Annotated in this window: 14 protein-coding genes; 7 read left to right on the forward strand and 7 right to left on the reverse strand. The window is 70.6% G+C overall.

The window, feature by feature from the left end; all coding sequences use genetic code 11:
* Position 1 precedes the first annotated feature (1 nt).
* Together D8M34_RS01370 and D8M34_RS01375 are read right to left on the reverse strand one after the other, a co-directional pair.
* Positions 2 to 1,027, reverse strand: coding sequence for an App1 family protein (locus D8M34_RS01370; RefSeq protein ID WP_062634229.1), 1,026 nt, complete (start codon positions 1,025 to 1,027; stop codon positions 2 to 4).
* A 4-nt stretch (positions 1,028 to 1,031) separates the two neighbouring features.
* Positions 1,032 to 1,703, reverse strand: a complete 672-nt coding sequence (locus tag D8M34_RS01375) for a DedA family protein (protein ID WP_025104953.1) — start codon at positions 1,701 to 1,703, stop codon at positions 1,032 to 1,034.
* Between the two features lie 41 nt (positions 1,704 to 1,744).
* Between D8M34_RS01375 and D8M34_RS01380 the strand changes: the two genes are divergently transcribed.
* The 3 genes from D8M34_RS01380 to D8M34_RS01390 all read left to right on the forward strand — a co-directional run bounded on the left by D8M34_RS01380 (position 1,745) and on the right by D8M34_RS01390 (position 6,446).
* A complete protein-coding gene (locus D8M34_RS01380; protein WP_174235358.1) occupies positions 1,745 to 3,067 on the forward strand; it encodes an anthranilate synthase component I family protein in 1,323 nt (440 codons plus the stop codon).
* A gap of 46 nt (positions 3,068 to 3,113) precedes the next feature.
* The gene (leuS, locus tag D8M34_RS01385; RefSeq protein ID WP_126892952.1) at positions 3,114 to 5,678 is read left to right on the forward strand and encodes a leucine--tRNA ligase; all 2,565 of its coding nucleotides are present in this window, start codon (positions 3,114 to 3,116) and stop codon (positions 5,676 to 5,678) included.
* Positions 5,679 to 5,846: 168 nt separating this feature from the next.
* Positions 5,847 to 6,446, forward strand: a complete 600-nt coding sequence (locus D8M34_RS01390) for a helix-hairpin-helix domain-containing protein (RefSeq protein ID WP_126892953.1) — start codon at positions 5,847 to 5,849, stop codon at positions 6,444 to 6,446.
* Positions 6,447 to 6,453: 7 nt separating this feature from the next.
* Here the strand turns inward: D8M34_RS01390 and D8M34_RS01395 are convergent, their stop codons facing one another.
* Positions 6,454 to 7,203 (reverse strand): DUF2510 domain-containing protein, encoded by a 750-nt coding sequence (locus tag D8M34_RS01395; RefSeq protein ID WP_126892954.1) that lies wholly within the window; start codon positions 7,201 to 7,203, stop codon positions 6,454 to 6,456.
* 53 nt (positions 7,204 to 7,256) lie between these two features.
* Complete coding sequence (locus tag D8M34_RS18730) at positions 7,257 to 7,394, reverse strand: hypothetical protein (protein ID WP_153244975.1); 138 nt, start codon at positions 7,392 to 7,394, stop codon at positions 7,257 to 7,259.
* 70 nt (positions 7,395 to 7,464) lie between these two features.
* Between D8M34_RS18730 and D8M34_RS01400 the strand changes: the two genes are divergently transcribed.
* Together D8M34_RS01400 and holA are read left to right on the forward strand one after the other, a co-directional pair.
* Positions 7,465 to 9,828, forward strand: a complete 2,364-nt coding sequence (locus D8M34_RS01400) for a ComEC/Rec2 family competence protein (protein WP_238695575.1) — start codon at positions 7,465 to 7,467, stop codon at positions 9,826 to 9,828.
* A gap of 34 nt (positions 9,829 to 9,862) precedes the next feature.
* Positions 9,863 to 10,900, forward strand: a complete 1,038-nt coding sequence (gene holA, locus D8M34_RS01405) for a DNA polymerase III subunit delta (protein WP_025103705.1) — start codon at positions 9,863 to 9,865, stop codon at positions 10,898 to 10,900.
* A 67-nt stretch (positions 10,901 to 10,967) separates the two neighbouring features.
* Here the strand turns inward: holA and rpsT are convergent, their stop codons facing one another.
* Positions 10,968 to 11,228 carry a 30S ribosomal protein S20 gene (gene rpsT / locus D8M34_RS01410; protein ID WP_025103704.1) on the reverse strand — a complete coding sequence of 87 codons (261 nt, stop codon included), beginning with the start codon at positions 11,226 to 11,228 and terminating at the stop codon, positions 10,968 to 10,970.
* Between the two features lie 220 nt (positions 11,229 to 11,448).
* Between rpsT and D8M34_RS01415 the strand changes: the two genes are divergently transcribed.
* Complete coding sequence (locus D8M34_RS01415) at positions 11,449 to 12,822, forward strand: glycoside hydrolase family 1 protein (RefSeq protein ID WP_126892955.1); 1,374 nt, start codon at positions 11,449 to 11,451, stop codon at positions 12,820 to 12,822.
* Positions 12,819 to 14,057 (forward strand): MFS transporter, encoded by a 1,239-nt coding sequence (locus tag D8M34_RS01420; protein WP_126892956.1) that lies wholly within the window; start codon positions 12,819 to 12,821, stop codon positions 14,055 to 14,057. Before D8M34_RS01415 ends, D8M34_RS01420 begins: the two co-directional genes overlap by 4 nt.
* Here the strand turns inward: D8M34_RS01420 and D8M34_RS01425 are convergent.
* Positions 14,049 to 14,780 (reverse strand): alpha/beta fold hydrolase, encoded by a 732-nt coding sequence (locus D8M34_RS01425; protein ID WP_126892957.1) that lies wholly within the window; start codon positions 14,778 to 14,780, stop codon positions 14,049 to 14,051. The two genes, D8M34_RS01420 and D8M34_RS01425, sit on opposite strands and share 9 nt — an antisense overlap.
* A 75-nt stretch (positions 14,781 to 14,855) precedes the next feature.
* Entirely contained in the window at positions 14,856 to 16,568 is a 1,713-nt protein-coding gene (locus tag D8M34_RS01430; RefSeq protein ID WP_126892958.1) for an ABC transporter family substrate-binding protein, read from the reverse strand.
* Positions 16,569 to 16,578: the final 10 nt, after the last annotated feature.

Raw genomic sequence — 16,578 nt, forward strand, 5'->3', positions numbered from 1 at the left:
GTCAGTGCAGGATGCCGGCGTCGCCGAGCTGGTCGCGCAGGCCCGCGCCGTCCTCGGCGCTCACCCACGGCACCTCGTCCGCGTCATGGGATTCCATCTCGGCACGGCCGCCGGCGAGCACCGCCTCGGCAGGCAGCAGCCGCCGGATCGCGACACCCGCGACCGAATCCGGGTGCTCCTCCTGGAACTGCGTGTAGATCGCCTCGTCATGCTGGCCGTCGTCGCCGATCAGGAGCCACTTGACGTCGGGGAACTCGGTGGCCAGTCGCCGGAGGTTCGTGAGCTTGTGGTCGCGCCCGCTGCGGAACCAGCGATCGTGCGTGGGGCCCCAGTCGGTCAGCAGCAGCGAGCCGGCGGGGAAGAGGTGACGACCGAGGAACCGCGACAGCGTGGGGGCGACGTTCCAGGCGCCGGTGGAGAGGTAGACCATCGGAGCCCCCGGGTGCTGCCGGAGCAGCTGGTCGAGCAGCACGGCCATCCCCGGGACCGGGATGCGGGCGTGCTCGTCGACGACGAACGAGTTCCAGAAGGCGATGAAGGGCCGGGGGAGCGCCGTGACCATGACCGTGTCGTCGACGTCGGAGACGACGCCGAACCGGGTGCTCTCCGCGACGACGAAGGCCCGCGCCTCGATCGGCTCCTGTCCCTCGACGGTGATCGTGAAGGTCTGCCAGCCGGGTTCGAGGTCGGCGCGGATGACGGTGTCGATGACGCCGCCGCGGTCGGCGACCACCCGATGCGTGCTGTCGCCGACATGCACGTCGACCGAGGCGAAACCCACGGGGATGCCGACGAAGCTGCGCCAGCCGCGGATGCTCGCCGGTTCCCCGTCGCGGCCTCGGCGCTGCGGCGGGACGATCAGCACGCGACCGAGCACACGGACCCACCCGGGGCCGCCGTAGCCCGGGAAGGGCAGCACGGTGGCGCTCCGGCCGCGGCGGCGCGCTCGTCCCTCGCGCCACACGTGCAGGCGGTGCTCGAGACGGGCGAACCAGTGGATCCTGGGCGCCGGGGGTGCGGGGGCCATTGCCTCAGTCTTTCACGTCGGCGTCGGACTCCGCCGCCGGGGCCTCCAGATGACGAGCTTCGAGACGGTGCAGCAGCCGCTTGCCCAGGTAGGCGAGCACGAGGAACAGGGCGATGACTCCCACGAAGAGGTAGCCCGCGAAGTGCACGCGGTCGACGAGCTCGCGGAAGCTCCCGGCCGCCAGCGAGGTGACGCTCACGTACGCCGAGGCCCAGATGATGCAGGCCGGGGTCGTCCAGGCCAGGAAGCGCCGGTAGGGGTACTCGCTCATCCCCACCGTGAGGGGGACGAGGGAATGGAGGACCGGGAGGAAGCGGGAGAGGAAGATGGCGATGCCGCCGCGTCGGGCCAGGTAGTTCTCCGCGCGCACCCAGTTGTGCTCGCCGATCCGCCGTCCGAGCCAGGAGGCACGGATGTACGGGCCCAGCCAGCGGCCGAGCCAGAAGCCGATGCTCTCGCCGATGAGGGCGCCGACGACGACGGCCACGCCCATCGCGATGCCCTCGAGGGGAGTGGCGACGCCCATCGAGGCGATGATGACGATCGTGTCGCCGGGGACGATGAGGCCGATGAGGATGCTCGTCTCCAGCATGACGGCGAGACCTGCGACCAAGGTGCGCGTGACCGGATCGATCGACTGCACGGTGTCGAGGAGCCAGAGCAGGAGGTCGTCCACCCCATGAGGATACGGGAGCAGCCCGGTCCTAGGCTGGAAAGGTGCCCGACCGCCTGACCCCCCGAGCCCTGCCGTCCTGGGTGGCGCCGGAGCGGCTTTTCGGGGTGCTCGCGCAGCGGCCGGCGGACGTGTTCTGGCTCGATGCGGGCGCTGACGCCGTCGAGGGATGGAGCTTCCTCGGCACCGGGATGGCGGAGCCGCTTCCGGAGGACGTGCGCCTGGATGCCGGGTCCGTCGAGGCCGGGATGCCGCCGTTCCGCGGGGGATGGGTGGGCTGGCGTGATTACGAGAGCGGAGCCGCGCGCGCGGGAGCTCCGGTCGCCACCGAGCCGGAGCCGGAAGCCCGGACGTGGCTGCGCGTGACCAGGGCCGTGGCGGTCGATCACGCCGCGCACCGCCTGTGGCTGCTGGCCCCGGAGGAGGAGACCAGTGAGGGGGAGCGCTGGCTGCAGTCCCTTCTGAGCGACGCCGGCCCCGAGGCGCCGACGCCGCGGGCAGTGGAGGACCGACACGTCGCCGAGGCCCGCCATACTCCCGCCGCGTACGAGCAGCTCATCGACCGCTGCCGCGACCTCATCCACGCCGGGATCGCCTACCAGCTCTGCCTCACGACGCGGTTCACCGTGCCCGGGGCCCACGACCCCGTCGCGGTGTACGGGCGGCTCCGTGCGGCGACGCCGGCGCACCACGGGGGATTCCTGCGCATCGGGGGACGTGCGCTCCTCAGTGCCAGCCCTGAGCAGTTCCTCCACGCCGGCGGTGGGGTCATCCGCACCCGTCCCATCAAGGGCACGCGTCCTCGGGGCGCCGATGCCGCGACCGATGCCGCGCTCGCCGCAGAGCTCGCCGCGGATCCGAAGGAGCGGGCCGAGAACGTCATGATCGTCGACCTCATGCGCAACGACCTCTCCCGGGTGTGCGTGCCGGGGTCGATCCGGGTCGACGGTCTCTGGGAGGTCGAGAGCTATCCGGCCGTGCATCAGCTCGTCAGCACGGTCAGCGGCACGGCCGCGGAGGGGATCACGGTCGGGGCGCTGCTGGAGGCGGCGTTCCCCGCCGGGAGCATGACCGGAGCACCGAAGCTGTCGGCAATGACGCAGCTGCGCGACCTCGAGGGCGCCCCTCGCGACATCTACGCCGGCTGCTTCGGCTACATCGGCGTCGACGGTGCTCTCGATCTCGCGATGGTCATCCGCAGCATCGTCGTGGACGAGGAGGCGGCGTTCGTCGGCGCCGGTGGCGGGATCACGTGGGGATCGGTGCCCGCGGCCGAGGTGCGTGAGGTCGCCACGAAGGCCCGCGCCCCGCTCGCGGCGCTGGGCGCGGAAATGCCCGCCACCTGGCGTTCCGATATCCTGAACTGATCCCGTTTTTCCCTTCAGATTGGTCGTGCGTTCGTTGTCCGAGAACATGTCCACCGCTCCCGTCGACGAGGAGTTCTCCTCGCCGCACGCCATCCAGGCCAAGTGGCAGAAGTACTGGGCGGAGCACGAGACGTTCCTCACGGGCGGAGACGACGACACCCGGCCGCGGCGCTATGTGCTGGCCATGTTCCCGTACCCCTCCGGCGACCTCCACATGGGACACGCGGAGAACTATCTCTACTCCGACATCGTGGCGCGCTTCTGGCGGCACCGGGGCCACAACGTCCTGAACCCGATCGGGTGGGACTCCTTCGGCCTGCCCGCGGAGAACGCCGCGATCCGCCAGGGTGCTGACCCGCGCGAGTGGACGTACCAGAACATCGCGCAGCAGAAGGTGGGCTTCCAGCAGTACGGCGTCTCGTTCGACTGGAGCCGGGTGCTGCACACGTCCGACCCCGAGTACTACCGCTGGAACCAGTGGCTGTTCCTGAAGATGTACGAGCGGGGCCTGGCGTACCGGAAGAAGAGCCCGGTCAACTGGTGCCCGAACGACCAGACCGTGCTGGCCAACGAGCAGGTCGTGGACGGGCGCTGCGAGCGCTGCGGCTACGAGGTCGTCAAGAAGAAGCTCACCCAGTGGTACTTCCGCATCACCGACTACGCGGACCGCCTGCTCGACGACCTGAACCAGCTCGAGGGGTTCTGGCCGCACAAGGTGCTGCAGATGCAGCGCAACTGGATCGGCCGCTCCGTCGGCGCCGACGTCGACTTCCGCATCGAGGGGCGCGAGGAGCCGGTGACGGTGTTCTCGACGCGCCCCGACACCCTGCACGGTGCGACGTTCTTCGTCGTGGCGCCCGACGGCGACCTGGCCGCCGAGATCGCGGCGGACGCCGAGCCCGGGGTGCGCGAGCGCTTCCAGGCCTACCTGGCCGAGGTGCAGAAGACCACCGACATCGATCGGCAGTCCACCGACCGTCCCAAGACGGGCGTCTTCCTGGGCCGCTACGCGATCAACCCGGTCAACGGCGAGAAGCTGCCGATCTGGGCGGCCGACTACGTGCTGGCCGACTACGGGCACGGCGCCGTCATGGCGGTCCCGGCACACGACCAGCGCGACCTCGACTTCGCACGCGCGTTCGACCTGCCGGTCAAGGTCGTCGTCGACACCACCGCTCCGGTCACCGGTGCCATGCCGGTCATCGAGGTGGACGAGGACGGCGTCCCGATCGATGCGGACGCCGCGCTCGACGAGCAGAACCCGGCGAAGACCGGCGTCGCCCTCACCGGCGAGGGACGCATGATCAACTCCGGTCCGCTGAACGGACTGTCGAAGCGCAACGCGATCGCACGCGCCATCGAGCAGCTGGAGGCCACGGGGACGGGCCGGGCGGCGAAGAACTACCGCCTGCGCGACTGGCTGATCTCGCGGCAGCGGTTCTGGGGCACGCCGATCCCGATGCTCCACACCGAGGACGGCCGCATCGTCCCGGTGCCGGAGGACCGGCTGCCGGTCAAGCTGCCGAGCGTCGAGGGCCTCGACCTCAAGCCGAAGGGGACGTCCCCGCTGGGCGGCGCCGAGAGCTGGGTGCGCACGACGGATCCGGAGACCGGCGACCCGGTGCTGCGCGATCCGGACACGATGGACACCTTCGTCGACAGCTCCTGGTACTTCCTCCGGTTCCTGTCGCCGAACAGCGACACGGTGGCGTTCGACCCCGCCCAGGCGGCGCGCTGGGCCCCGGTGGACTCGTACATCGGCGGTGTCGAGCACGCGATCCTGCACCTGCTGTACGCACGCTTCATCACGAAGGTGCTCTTCGACATGGGGCTGATCGACTTCACCGAGCCGTTCTCCAACCTGATCAACCAGGGCATGGTGCTGCTCGACGGCCAGAAGATGTCGAAGAGCAAGGGCAACCTGGTGCTGTTCCAGGAGGAGCTCGACGCCCACGGTGCCGACGCGCTCCGCGTCGGTCTGGCCTTCGCCGGTCCGGTGGAGGACGACAAGGACTGGGCGGACGTGTCGACCACCGGTGCGCAGAAGTTCCTCGCGCGCGCTCTGCGGATCGCGCACGAGGTCGCCAGCCCCGTCGACGTCGTCTTCGACGGGGGCGACGCGGCCCTGCGCCGCGCGACGCACAAGCTGCTCGCCGAAGCGCCCGCGCTGGTCGAGCAGACGAAGTTCAACGTGCTCGTCGCCCGTCTGATGGAGCTGGTCAACGTGACCCGCAAGACGATCGACGGCGCTGCCGGTGCTGCCGACCCCGCCGTCCGTGAGGCGGCGGAGACCATCGCCGTCATGCTCGACCTCATCGCCCCGCACACCGCGGAGGAGATGTGGGAGATCCTGGGACACGAGCCGTCCGTCGGACTCGTGTCGTGGCGCTCCGCCGATCCGGCGCTGCTCGTCGAGGACACCGTCACCGCGGTCGTGCAGATCGGCGGCAAGGTGCGCGCGCAGCTCGAGGTGCCGGCACGCATCGGCGAGGCCGAGCTCGAGGCGCTGGCGCGCGCCGATGAGCGCGTCATCCGGTCGATCGGCGACCGCGAGATCGTCAAGGTCGTCGTGCGGGCCCCGAAGATCGTCAGCATCGTCGTCAAGGGCTGAGTCCTCGGCGTGCTCCGCTGTTCCGCCAACCCGGACGCGAAGGGATGATGCCGGACCAGGCTGCGATCGGGAATGGCCGTCCTCCACGACGAGTCCCTTCTGAGCGTCTCTCCACGGTCGCTGGGTCCGGGGTCGGGAGGGGGTCGGGGAGGAGCTTAGTGTGACCGGATGACCTCGGCCCCACCTCCACCTCCTCCGCCCCGTCGGAGACTCCGCCTCGGGCTCGGCGCGGCGGTCGTGCTGGCGATCGTCGCGATCTCGGCGACCGTCGGTCTCGGGCTGGTGCAGGGCCAACCGTCGTCCGTCGAGGCCGTTCCGCTCGCGGAGAGCTCGGCGTCGGTCGAGTCCGCGCCCGCGGAGATCTACGTGCACGTGCTCGGCGCGGTCGAGCGCCCGGGGCTGTACGTCCTGCGCGCCGACTCCCGGGTCGTCGACGCTCTCGCGGCCGCCGGCGGGTCGACGGACGCCGCCGAACTCGCGGGGGTCAATCTCGCCCGCCGGGTCGAGGACGGTGAGCAGATCCTGGTTCCGGTCGTGGGTTCTGTCGCCGGCCCGTCGGCGCCGCCATCCGGAGACGGGACCGTCGATCTGAACACCGCGGATCAGGCGGCTCTGGAAGAGCTCCCGGGAATCGGACCGGCGCTGGCCGAGCGCATCGTCGCGTGGCGCGAGGACAACGGTCGGTTCCGCACGGTGGACGATCTCCTGGCGGTGCCGGGGATCGGGGAAAAGGTCCTGGAGGGGCTGCGCGACGGGGTGCGCGTGTGAGAGTCGCCTACCCCTGGGGATCGCAGGTCAGCGTGGCATCCGTGATCACCTGGGTCGCCAGCTCCCGCTCGGACTCGAGCGGATCGCGTCCGTCGACCAGGAGCTGGACGCTCTCATCGGACAACGCGGAGTCGTAGACGTACTGCCCGACGCACGGATAGAAGTCCGGCATGTCGTCATAGGTGGTCAGGCCGTTCGACCGGTTGATCTCCTCCGCGGACGCGCCGATTTCCGCAGGCGTCGGACGGCTCTCACTGGCGCCGCTCGGCGGGTCCGATGGCTGGGCGCTGGCCGGGGGCGCGCTTTCGGCGGGCAACGGGTCGTTCAGCGCCGACGAGGCCAGCACCAGCGACACGATGAGCACGATGACCCCGATCACGGCGCCGACGACCGACACGACCATGCCGACGATCGACGGCCACTTCGCGGCGTTCGTCGTGAACAACCCGATCAGCGACACGACGAACCCGGCGAACAGGATCACCGCGCCGACCACGAACAACACGGGAATGAAGGCGAGAACGGCGCCGAGGACGGCCAGGCCCAGCCCGATGAACCCGAGGACCGGCGTCGGCCGAGAAGCAGCGTCAGAGACCTGTTGCGCCGGGGCGGCCGACCCGTAGGTCGGCGCCTCGGGATGAGGCGGCGACGGATTCGTCGGAGCCGAAGGGGGAGCGTAGGCGTCGGTCCACCGTGCTCCGTCCCACCACCGCTGGCGCCCGGAACCATCGTCGTACCACCCAGCCGGGACACTCATGCGCTCTCCTCCTCGTCGCGGCAGCGTCCGCCGCGCGCGAGTACCCAGGCTACTCAATCGCCTCCGACGAGGTCGTCACCGCGTCCGACGCCGGCGGTCTGCTCATCGGAGAAGTGCTCCTCCACACCCTGACCTCCGGGGTCGTTGTCCTCCGCTCGTGCGGCGGCGGTCGCGGCGGGCGGAGCGAGCACCGGCGCGACTCTAGGGTGATCCGATGCATGAGAGGCAGCATTCGTCCCTGGGGTCCGAGGAGGGATCGGCGTGACGCGCGATCTGCGCCTGCTGCCGGTGGCGGTCGCTGCCTGGGGTGTGGCCCTGGTCTGCGTGTTCGTGCCGGGAGCGGCGGCGTGGGTGGCGGGTGGATGCCTGGCGGCCGCGGGGATCATCGGCGCCGCTCTGGCGATCCGGCGCCGCGCAGTCGCGACGATCGGGGGACTGGTCATCGTGGTTCTCGCGACGGCGGCGGCCGTGGCGTTCACCGTGTTCGCACAGTCCGCGGACCGTGACGCCGTGCACGCCTGGGGAGGCAGAGCCGTCGAAGCGGTCGGTGAAGTCTCGTCGTCGGCGTCCGTGGGACGCGATGGGCGTCTGTGGATGGACGTGCAGCTGAGCGGCATCGGTGCGCCCGGGGCCGTGGCGCCGGCGGCCGGTCCAGTGCGCATCGGCATCGAGGAATCGGAGGGGTTCGTCCTCGGTGCGCAGGTGCGGGTGACCGGAGAGAGTGCGGCAACGGATCCGGGGGAGCGGGCGGCCCTCGTCGTCTTCGTCACCGCCGGAACGGTGGAAAGGTCCGCACCGGGCGTCTTCGGATTCGCTGCCGACCTCCGCCGGTCGTTCGTGGAGCGCGCGACGCGGCTCCCGGAACCCGGCGCCGGGCTCCTTCCGGGGCTGGCGGTGGGCGACACGACCGCTGTGCCTGCCGCAGTCGACGCCGACATGCGTACGAGCGGCCTCAGCCACCTCACCGCCGTGTCCGGGGCGAACTGCGCGATCGTGGTCGCCGCGGTGTTCGCGATCGCGGCGCTGAGCGGCGGGACGCGAGCGCTGCGGGTCGTGCTCGCGGCCCTCGCGCTGGCGGCCTTCGTCGTGCTCGTGACGCCGGAGCCGAGCGTCATCCGGGCCGCCACGATGGCCGCGGCAGGCATGCTGTCGATCCTCGTCGGGCGGCCGAGCGCAGGCGCCGGGATCCTGGCCCTGTGCGTGGGCGCGCTCCTCGTCGCCGATCCCTGGCTCGCATCGACGCCGGGGTTCGCGCTGTCCGCCGTGGCCTCCGGGGCCCTCATCCTGCTCGCCCCGGCGCTGGCGAACGGAATTGCTCGCTGGCTGCCCGGTCCGCTGGCCCTCGCGATCGCCGTCCCTCTGGCGGCGCAGCTCGCGTGCGCGCCCGTCATCGCGCTGTTCGCGGAGCAGCAGTCGCTCGTCTCGGTCGTCGCGAACCTCCTCGCCGAGCCGGCCGCGCCGGTCGCCACGGTGATCGGGCTCGTCGCCTGTCTCGCTGCGCCTCTCCCACCCGTCGCGGATCTGCTCACCGCGTGCGCCTGGCTGCCATCTGCGTGGATCGCGACCGTCGCGCATGTCACTTCCGGGCTCCCCGGCGCTCAGGTGCTCCTCCCCGCGGGGCTCGGCAGCGCTGCCCTGGTCGCGCTGGTGAGCGTCGCGATCGCCATCGTGTGCTGCCGCGGAAGGCCGCGCCTACGGGACGTCACGCGCCCGGACGTCGTGACGGTGTGGTCTCGTCGGCCGGGGCCCTCGATGTCCGGCGGCGTCCTCACCATCGTCCGATGCGTGGCGGCCGGCGTTCTCATCGCCGTGGCGTCCATTGGCGCCTCCCGCGTGCTGGTCGACGGTCCGCTCGCCCCGCTGGTGACGCCGCACGGGTGGGCGATCGCCGCGTGCGACGTGGGCCAGGGCGACGCGATCCTGGTGCGTTCGCAGGACGCGATCGCCCTCATCGACACCGGTCCGGACCCCGGGGCGCTCGACGCCTGCCTCCGCTCGCTGAGCATCGACCGCATCGACCTGCTCGTGCTCACGCACTTCGACGCGGACCACGTCGGTGGTGCGGCCGTGCTCGAAGGGCGAGTGGACACCGTGTTGCACGGACCACCCGCCGACGATGCCGATGCGCGCGTGCTCGATGGCCTGGCGCGGGCGGGCGCGGCCCCCCGCGCGGTCGGTGCCGGAGACCGGGGCACTCTCGGCGGAGCATCGTGGCGGGTGCTCTGGCCGAGGAAGGACAGCGTCGCCTTCCCGCCGGGCAACGATGCGAGCGTCGTCACCGAGTTCGCCGGGGGAGGAGTGCCGCGCGCCCTGTTGCTGGGCGACCTCTCCGCGGCCCCGCAACGCGCGCTGCTCCGCGATACGCCGCTGACACGATACGACGTGGTCAAGGTCGCCCACCACGGGAGCGCTGATCAGGAGCCCGCTCTGTACGAGGCTCTGCAGCCGAGCGTGGCGCTCATCACGGTCGGCGCGGGCAACGACTACGGACACCCGCGTCGGGAGACCCTGGAGCTGCTGTCGGCTCTCGGCGCGCACGTCTACCGCACCGACCGCGACGGTCGCACCCTGCTCGGCATCGAGGACCATGCCCTCCGCGTCTGGACCGATGTCGCGCCGCCCTGAGTCGGGTGTCCGACACCGCCGGTAGGCTGGTCCCATGGCAGCTTCCCGTCCTCCCTCCCGCGGCGGCGCGAAGGCCACGAAGATCCCGCAGGTGTCGTGGCGGGAGCCGCACCCCGCGCCGCTGGTGCTCGTCTCGGGCCCGGAAGAGGTCTGCGCCGAGCGCGCGATCGCCGGGGTGCGCGACTACCTCCGTGCGGAGGATCCGGCGCTCGAGGTCAGCGACGTCCGTGCCGACGACTACGCTCCCGGCACGTTGCTCTCCCTGACCTCGCCGTCGCTGTTCGGAGAACCGCGCCTGGTTCGCGTGTCCGGCGTGGAGAAGTGCTCTGACGCCTTCCTCCAGGAGGCCATCGGGTATCTGGAGAACCCGCAGGAGGGGGCCACGGTCGTGCTCCGCCACACGGGCGCCAGCGTCCGCGGGAAGAAGCTCCTCGATGCGCTGCGCGCGGGGACGGGCGGCGGGATCGAGATCGCGTGCCCCGCCATCAAGCGCGACGGCGACCGGGTCGACTTCGCGGCGGGGGAGTTCAAGGCGGCGAAGAAGCGCATCGCCCCGCCGGCACTCCGAGCGCTCGTCTCGGCCTTCGCCGACGACCTCACCGAGCTCGCCGCCGCCTGTCAGCAGCTCATCGGCGACGTCGAGGGCGACATCACCGAAGAGGTCGTCACGAAGTACTACGGCGGCCGGGTCGAGGTGTCGGCATTCGTCGTCGCCGACACCGCCATCGCCGGACGCTACGGCGAGGCTCTCGTGGCGCTCCGCCATGCCCTGTCCTCCGGCGCGGACCCGGTGCCGATGGTCGCCGCGTTCGCGATGAAGCTGCGCACGATGGCGCGCGTCGCCGGCAACCGTGAGCCCAGCAGACAGCTCGCCCAGCGCCTCGGAATGAAGGACTGGCAGGTCGACCGCGCGCGTCGCGACCTGGCGGGCTGGAACGAGCGCTCCCTGGGGATGGCGATCCAGGCGACCGCGCGCGCCGACGCCGAGGTCAAGGGTGCGGCGCGCGACCCCATCTTCGCGCTCGAGCGCATGGTGACGGTCATCGCCACCCGTGAGCCGTTCGGAGGCTAGGGCACCCGCCTCCCGGGAAAGCAGAAAGCCCGCCTCACGAGGAGACGGGCCTTCGGAAGTCAGAAGCTCAGAGAGCCGAGACCTGCTTGGCGATCGCCGACTTGCGGTTCGACGCCTGGTTCTTGTGCAGGACACCCTTGCTGACGGCCTTGTCGAGCTTGACCGAGGCCTTCTTCAGGCTCTTCTCGGCGGCGGCCTTGTCGCCGGCGGCGACGGCCTCGCGGGTCTGGCGGACGAGAGTCTTCAGCTCGCTCTTCACGGCCTTGTTGCGCTCGTGAGCCTTCTCGTTGGTCTTGTTGCGCTTGATCTGCGACTTGATGTTTGCCACGTGTGGACGCTTTCTGTACAGGAGTGATTCGGAGTGCCGGCAGCAGAAGAGGGCTGCTGCACGGCGGTCGTGAGGGAAGAACCCACACGCAAGCCAAGAGTCGAGTCTACCAGTACCGGGCGGGATCGTGCGAAACGACGCCACTCGGGCGAGACGCCGTCGCGCGGGAGGTGGGACCGGGTGCAGAATCATCCACAACGACGACGACGTCAGGAGCCCGATGACCCCCCTCAGCACCGACCCGGCCGCGCGTGCGCGGCTCCGCTGGTCCGCCGCCACCTCGTCCGTCCAGATCGAGGGTTCCCGCCGCGCCGACGGCGCGGGCCGGTCGATCTGGGACGACGAGATCGCCAAGCCGGGACGCATCCGGGACGGCTCGACGGCGGAGCCGGCCTGCGACAGCTATCGCCGCGTGGCGGATGACCTCGCCCTGGTGGCCGGTCTCGGGCTCGATCGGTATCGGTTCTCGATCCCCTGGGCGCGCGTGCAGCCGGACGGACGCGGCCCCGGGAACGTCGCGGCGCTGGACCACTACGCGCGCGTCGTCGATGGTCTGCTGGCGGCCGGCGTCACCCCGTTCCCGACCCTCTATCACTGGGAGCTGCCGAGCGCTGTCGAGGCCGACGGCGGCTGGCTGGCCCGCGATACCGTCGAGCGCTTCGGCGAGTACGCCGCCCTCGTCGCCGCACGCCTCGGAGACCGGGTGTCGTCCTGGTACACGCTGAACGAGCCCGCGATGACCACTCTGCAGAGCTACGCCGTCGGCGCGCTCGCACCCGGAAGGCAGCTCCTCTACGGCGCCCTTCCGACCGCACATCACCAGCTGCTCGCCCATTCCCGAGCCGCCGAGGCGCTGCATGCCCGTGGCGCGGCGAGCGTGGGACTCGTCAACAACCACACCTGGGTCCTGCCGCTGCGGGACACCGAGGAGGATCAGGCCGCGGCCGCGGTGTACGACCTCCTGCACAACCGGCTGTTCAGCGAGCCGCTCCTCTCCGGGACGACACCGGACCTGGAGGTCCTCGGGCTCCCGCCGCTGCCCGTCCTCGGTGACGACCTCGCACGCATCGCGGGATCGATCGATTTCTACGGGGTGAACTTCTACAACCCGACCACGGTCACCGCCGCCGCCGCCGAGGATGACATCCCGTTCGAGATCGTTCCGACTCCCGGAGTGCCCGTCACCGGGTTCGGTCCCGAGTGGCCGATCATGCCGTCCGCGCTGCGCGACCTCCTGATCGATCTGCACCGTCGCCACCCGAGCATGCCTCCGATCATCATCGGGGAGAATGGGGCATCCTTCCCGGAACCCGACGTCGCCGGTCCGGTGGAGGACATCGACCGGATCGCCTACCTCTCCGCGCACATCGACGCGGTGGGCGAGGCCATCGACGCCGGCGTCCCCGTCGAGGAGTACACGGTCTGGTCGCTGCTCGACAACTGGGAGTGGACGGACGGCTACACGCAGCGGTTCGGCCTCGTGCACGTGGACTTCTCGACGGGGGAGCGCACCCCGAAGGCCTCCTACGGCTGGTACCGCGACCTCATCGCGGGTGCTCGCGCAGCCGAAGACGCCGAGGCGGCACGCGCATGAGCAGGGTCCCGGGTCTCGGCACCCGCCGAGCGGGCCTGCGCTGGATGTCGCTCTTCACCCTCGCCTGGCTCGCGATCTGGACCGTCCAGCTCACCCCGGTCCAGCTCCTCCTCCCGCTGCAGCTCGACACTCCGGAGGACGACTGGATCCGCGGCGTCGTCTCCTCCGGGATCGTGCTCGGAGTGGGTGGCCTCGCCGGCGTCGTCGCCGGGCCGCTCGCCGGGGCGCTCTCGGACCGCGCCCGCGCCGGCGCGCATCGGCGGCGGCCATGGGCTCTGGGAGGGGTCGCGCTCACGGCCGCCTGTCTCGTCCTCACCGGATTCGCCGACGGCCCGTGGGCGGTCGGCGCCGGCTGGATCGGCGTCTCGATCGGCGTCGCCGTCTCCTCCGCCGCGTTCACCGCGCTCATCGCCGACCAGCTCCCGACGACGCAGCGCGGTGCCGCATCCGCCGCGGTCGGGTCGAGCCAGGCGGTCGGGATCGTGCTCGGGGTGGGGCTGGTCGTGCTGCTCGGCCTCGGCATCGTCGCCGGGTATCTGCTCCTCGCCGGCATCATCGCGGTGGTGGGCGTCGCGGCGGCGCTGCTGCTGCCGGACCCCCCGAGCACGGAGGCGCTGCGTCCCCAGCGCATCGGGCGGCCCCGCCTGGCGTCGCTCCGCGACCGCGACTTCGCCTGGATGCTCTCGGGCCGGCTCGTCACCAACATCGGCAACGCCCTCGGCACGGCGCTGTTCCTCTTCTTCCTCCTCCACGGTCTCGGACAGGAGAGCACGACCGCACAGGACAACCTCCTCCTGCTGATCGTCGTCTACACGGTCTTCGTGGTGCTCGCCTCCGTGATCACCGGGATCATCTCCGACCGCACCGGGGAGCGGCGCCGGCTCGCCGTAGCGGCCACGGTCGTCCAGGCGGCGTCGGGTGTGGTGATCGTGGCTCTGCCCACCTTCGAGATGACGATGGTCGCCGCCGCGCTCATGGGCGTCGGCTACGGCGCCTTCTCGACCGTGGGGCTCGCGTTCGCGGCCGATCTGCTCCCGGATGAGCAGGACCACGCGCGCGACCTCGGCATCGTGAACGTCACCGCCGCCCTCGGACAGCTCATCGGTCCCGTGCTCGGGGCGGGGCTCGTCGCGCTGGCCGGCGGGTTCTGGCTCGTCTTCCTCGCGGCAGCCATCCTGTCGCTCGTCGGCGGAGCGCTCACTGCCGCCGCGCGGCCTCGGGTGCTCTCAGCCTGACGCCGTGCGCTGCTCGATCGTCGCGATCGCGAGGGAGAGGACGGCGTTGAACACCCGCGGGCGCATGGCCGTGATCAGGTGCGTGGTCCGTGGCACGACGATGAGCTCCGCCTCCGGGGCCAGGCGCCGGAACAGGGGTTCGTTCAGCCGGAGCTGATCGTACTGGCCGTTCACGAACCAGAGGGGCACCTGGATGCGGGGGACGGCGGCCGCCACATCCAGGGCGGCGAGGCTGCGCAGCGTCTGGTCCTGGATGTCGAGGGCGTACCCGCCGGCGGCGAAGTCTCCGCGATTCTCCTCGGGGATCGTCGCGGCGAGCATGCGCTGCGTCAGCCACATGCCACGGTCGGGCAGGGAGTCGACCGCCCGGGCGAACAGGCGGTACGCGCGCAGCCCGGCGCCGCGGGGAAGCGAGGTGCATGCGGCGGCGACGAGTCCGTCGACGGGCGGAGGCTCAGCGCCACCGGTGTACGCGAGCGAGAGCAGCCCGCCCATGGAGTGGCCGACGAGCAGCACGGGGCCCGTCTCGGCCGCGGCGCGGACGGCCGCATCGATCGTGTGCAGCGCCTCGTGGAGGGTGAAGTCCTCGTCCATCCGGCTGCCGTGGCCGGGGAGGTCGACGGCGGTGACGGGGAGCCCGCGTGCCCCCAGGTACTCGATCTGCGACCGCCACATGGTGGCCGACGTGCGGATGCCGTGCACGAGGACGGTCTGGACGGTCACGCCTTCAGCATAAGGAAAGCGGGGCCGGTGGATGGACCACCGACCCCGCTTCGACACGAGATGTGTCAGAGGATGTTACTTCTCCCAGCCGACGTTCTCGACCGGCGTGACGCCGAACAGGTCGAGACCGACGTAGGGCTCCGGCGTGAGGTTCGCCAGGCCGTTCTTGACCACGTAGATCGAGGGGCCGCTGTACAGCGGGATGAGGCCCCAGGTCTGCTCGATGATCTTCGGCTCGAGGTCCATCGCCGCGGTGGTCCAGGACTCCGCGTCCTTCTGGCTCTCGACCTCGTCGGCGATCTGCTGGTCGATCTCCTCCGTGCCGGTCGCCGAGAGGTTCAGACCGCTGTCGGAGCAGTAGAGCTGGCAGAACCAGGCCGGGCCGAACGGGTCGGAGTCGGTGAAGCGGAGCGAGACGACGTCCCAGTTCTTCGTGGTGAAGTCGCTGGAGAAGTCGGCGGAGGCACGGACATCGATCTTGAGGTCGATTCCGATCTCCTTCTGCTGCGCCTGCAGCGACTTCGCGAGGGCCTCGATGGTCGGGTCCTCACCGAAGATCGGGAAGGTGACGGAGAGCTTCTCGCCGTCCTTCTCGCGGATGCCGTCCTCGCCCTCGGTCCAGCCGGCGTCGTCGAGGAGCTTCTTGGCGCCCTCGACGTCGTGCTTCAGACCGGCTTCGGCGAACGAGTCCTTGTAGCCGTCCTGGAACGAGTACAGGTTGAGCGAACCGGCGACCGGCTCCTCGTAGCCGAGGCCGTTCCACGCGATCTGCTTCTGCTGGTCGACGTTCACGCCGAGGAAGAACGCCTTGCGCACGTCGATGTCCTCGAACTGCGGCTTGTCGGCGTCGACGAGCAGGACCGTCTTGGCGGTCTGCTGCGCACGGCGGACGACGGTGTCGTCCACTTCCTGGACCTGCTTCAGGCGGTCGTTGGTGTTGGCGCCCACCATGTCGATCTCGCCGTTCTTGAAGGCGTTGATCGAGGCGTCGGGCTCCATGGCCGTGAAGGTGACCGTGTCGAGCAGCGGCGCGTTGCCCCACCACTCGGGGTTCGGCTTGAACGAGACGAAGCCGCCGTTCGCGTCGAACGTGTCGACGGTGTACGGGCCGGCGCCCCACTCGGGGTGCATGTTGCCGATGAAGGCCTCGTTGAACACGGCCGGGTCGGCGATGTCCGGGTGCAGGACGCCACCCGTGAGGAACGCCATGGACGGCCAGGCGTAGATGCCGTCGAACGTCACGACGGCGGTCTTCGCGGTGTCACCCTGCTCGACGGTCTTGATCTGCTTGTAGCCGTCGGTCGCGTTCGGGTTGAAGCCCTCGTCGTAGGAGCGGTTGGCTTTCCACGTGGCGTCGATGGACGTCCAGTCCATGTCGGTGCCGTCGTTGAAGTGCGCCTCGTCCTTGAACGTGAAGGTGATGGTCGTGTTGCCATCCTCCTCGCCGATCTCGTACGCGTCGAGGTAGGCGTCGTTCTTCGTGACCTCGCCCTCCGGCGAGACCAGGAGGATCTGCGGCATGTACCACGACCACAAGCGAGCGGTGTCAGCACTGGCATCGCTGTTGAAGCCGTTCAGCTGCTCCGGGATCTCGTTGATGGGGAAGTTGACCTCGCCACCTTCCTGGAGGTTGCTGCGGTCCTGCGGGTTGTAGTCGGCGGTCTTGGTCTCGACCTTCTCGCCGTTGTCCCCGCCACCGGTGTTCCCGGAACCGCTCGCGCAGCCCGCGAGGGCGAGTGCGAGGGCGCCGCCGACCGCGACCGCCCCCAGCAACTTCTTGTTCTTCATGGTGCTCCTT

The organism is Microbacterium sp. HSID17254, from assembly GCF_003989315.1.
Lineage (GTDB): Bacteria > Actinomycetota > Actinomycetes > Actinomycetales > Microbacteriaceae > Microbacterium.

Coding starts and splice junctions, on each gene's coding strand:
- D8M34_RS01370 (WP_062634229.1), bottom strand. CDS start 1,027: ATGGCCCCCGCACCCCCGGCGCCCAGGATCCACTGGTTCGCCCGTCTC.
- leuS (WP_126892952.1), top strand. CDS start 3,114: ATGTCCACCGCTCCCGTCGACGAGGAGTTCTCCTCGCCGCACGCCATC.
- D8M34_RS01390 (WP_126892953.1), top strand. CDS start 5,847: ATGACCTCGGCCCCACCTCCACCTCCTCCGCCCCGTCGGAGACTCCGC.
- D8M34_RS01395 (WP_126892954.1), bottom strand. CDS start 7,203: ATGAGTGTCCCGGCTGGGTGGTACGACGATGGTTCCGGGCGCCAGCGG.
- holA (WP_025103705.1), top strand. CDS start 9,863: ATGGCAGCTTCCCGTCCTCCCTCCCGCGGCGGCGCGAAGGCCACGAAG.
- D8M34_RS01415 (WP_126892955.1), top strand. CDS start 11,449: ATGACCCCCCTCAGCACCGACCCGGCCGCGCGTGCGCGGCTCCGCTGG.
- D8M34_RS01420 (WP_126892956.1), top strand. CDS start 12,819: ATGAGCAGGGTCCCGGGTCTCGGCACCCGCCGAGCGGGCCTGCGCTGG.
- D8M34_RS01430 (WP_126892958.1), bottom strand. CDS start 16,568: ATGAAGAACAAGAAGTTGCTGGGGGCGGTCGCGGTCGGCGGCGCCCTC.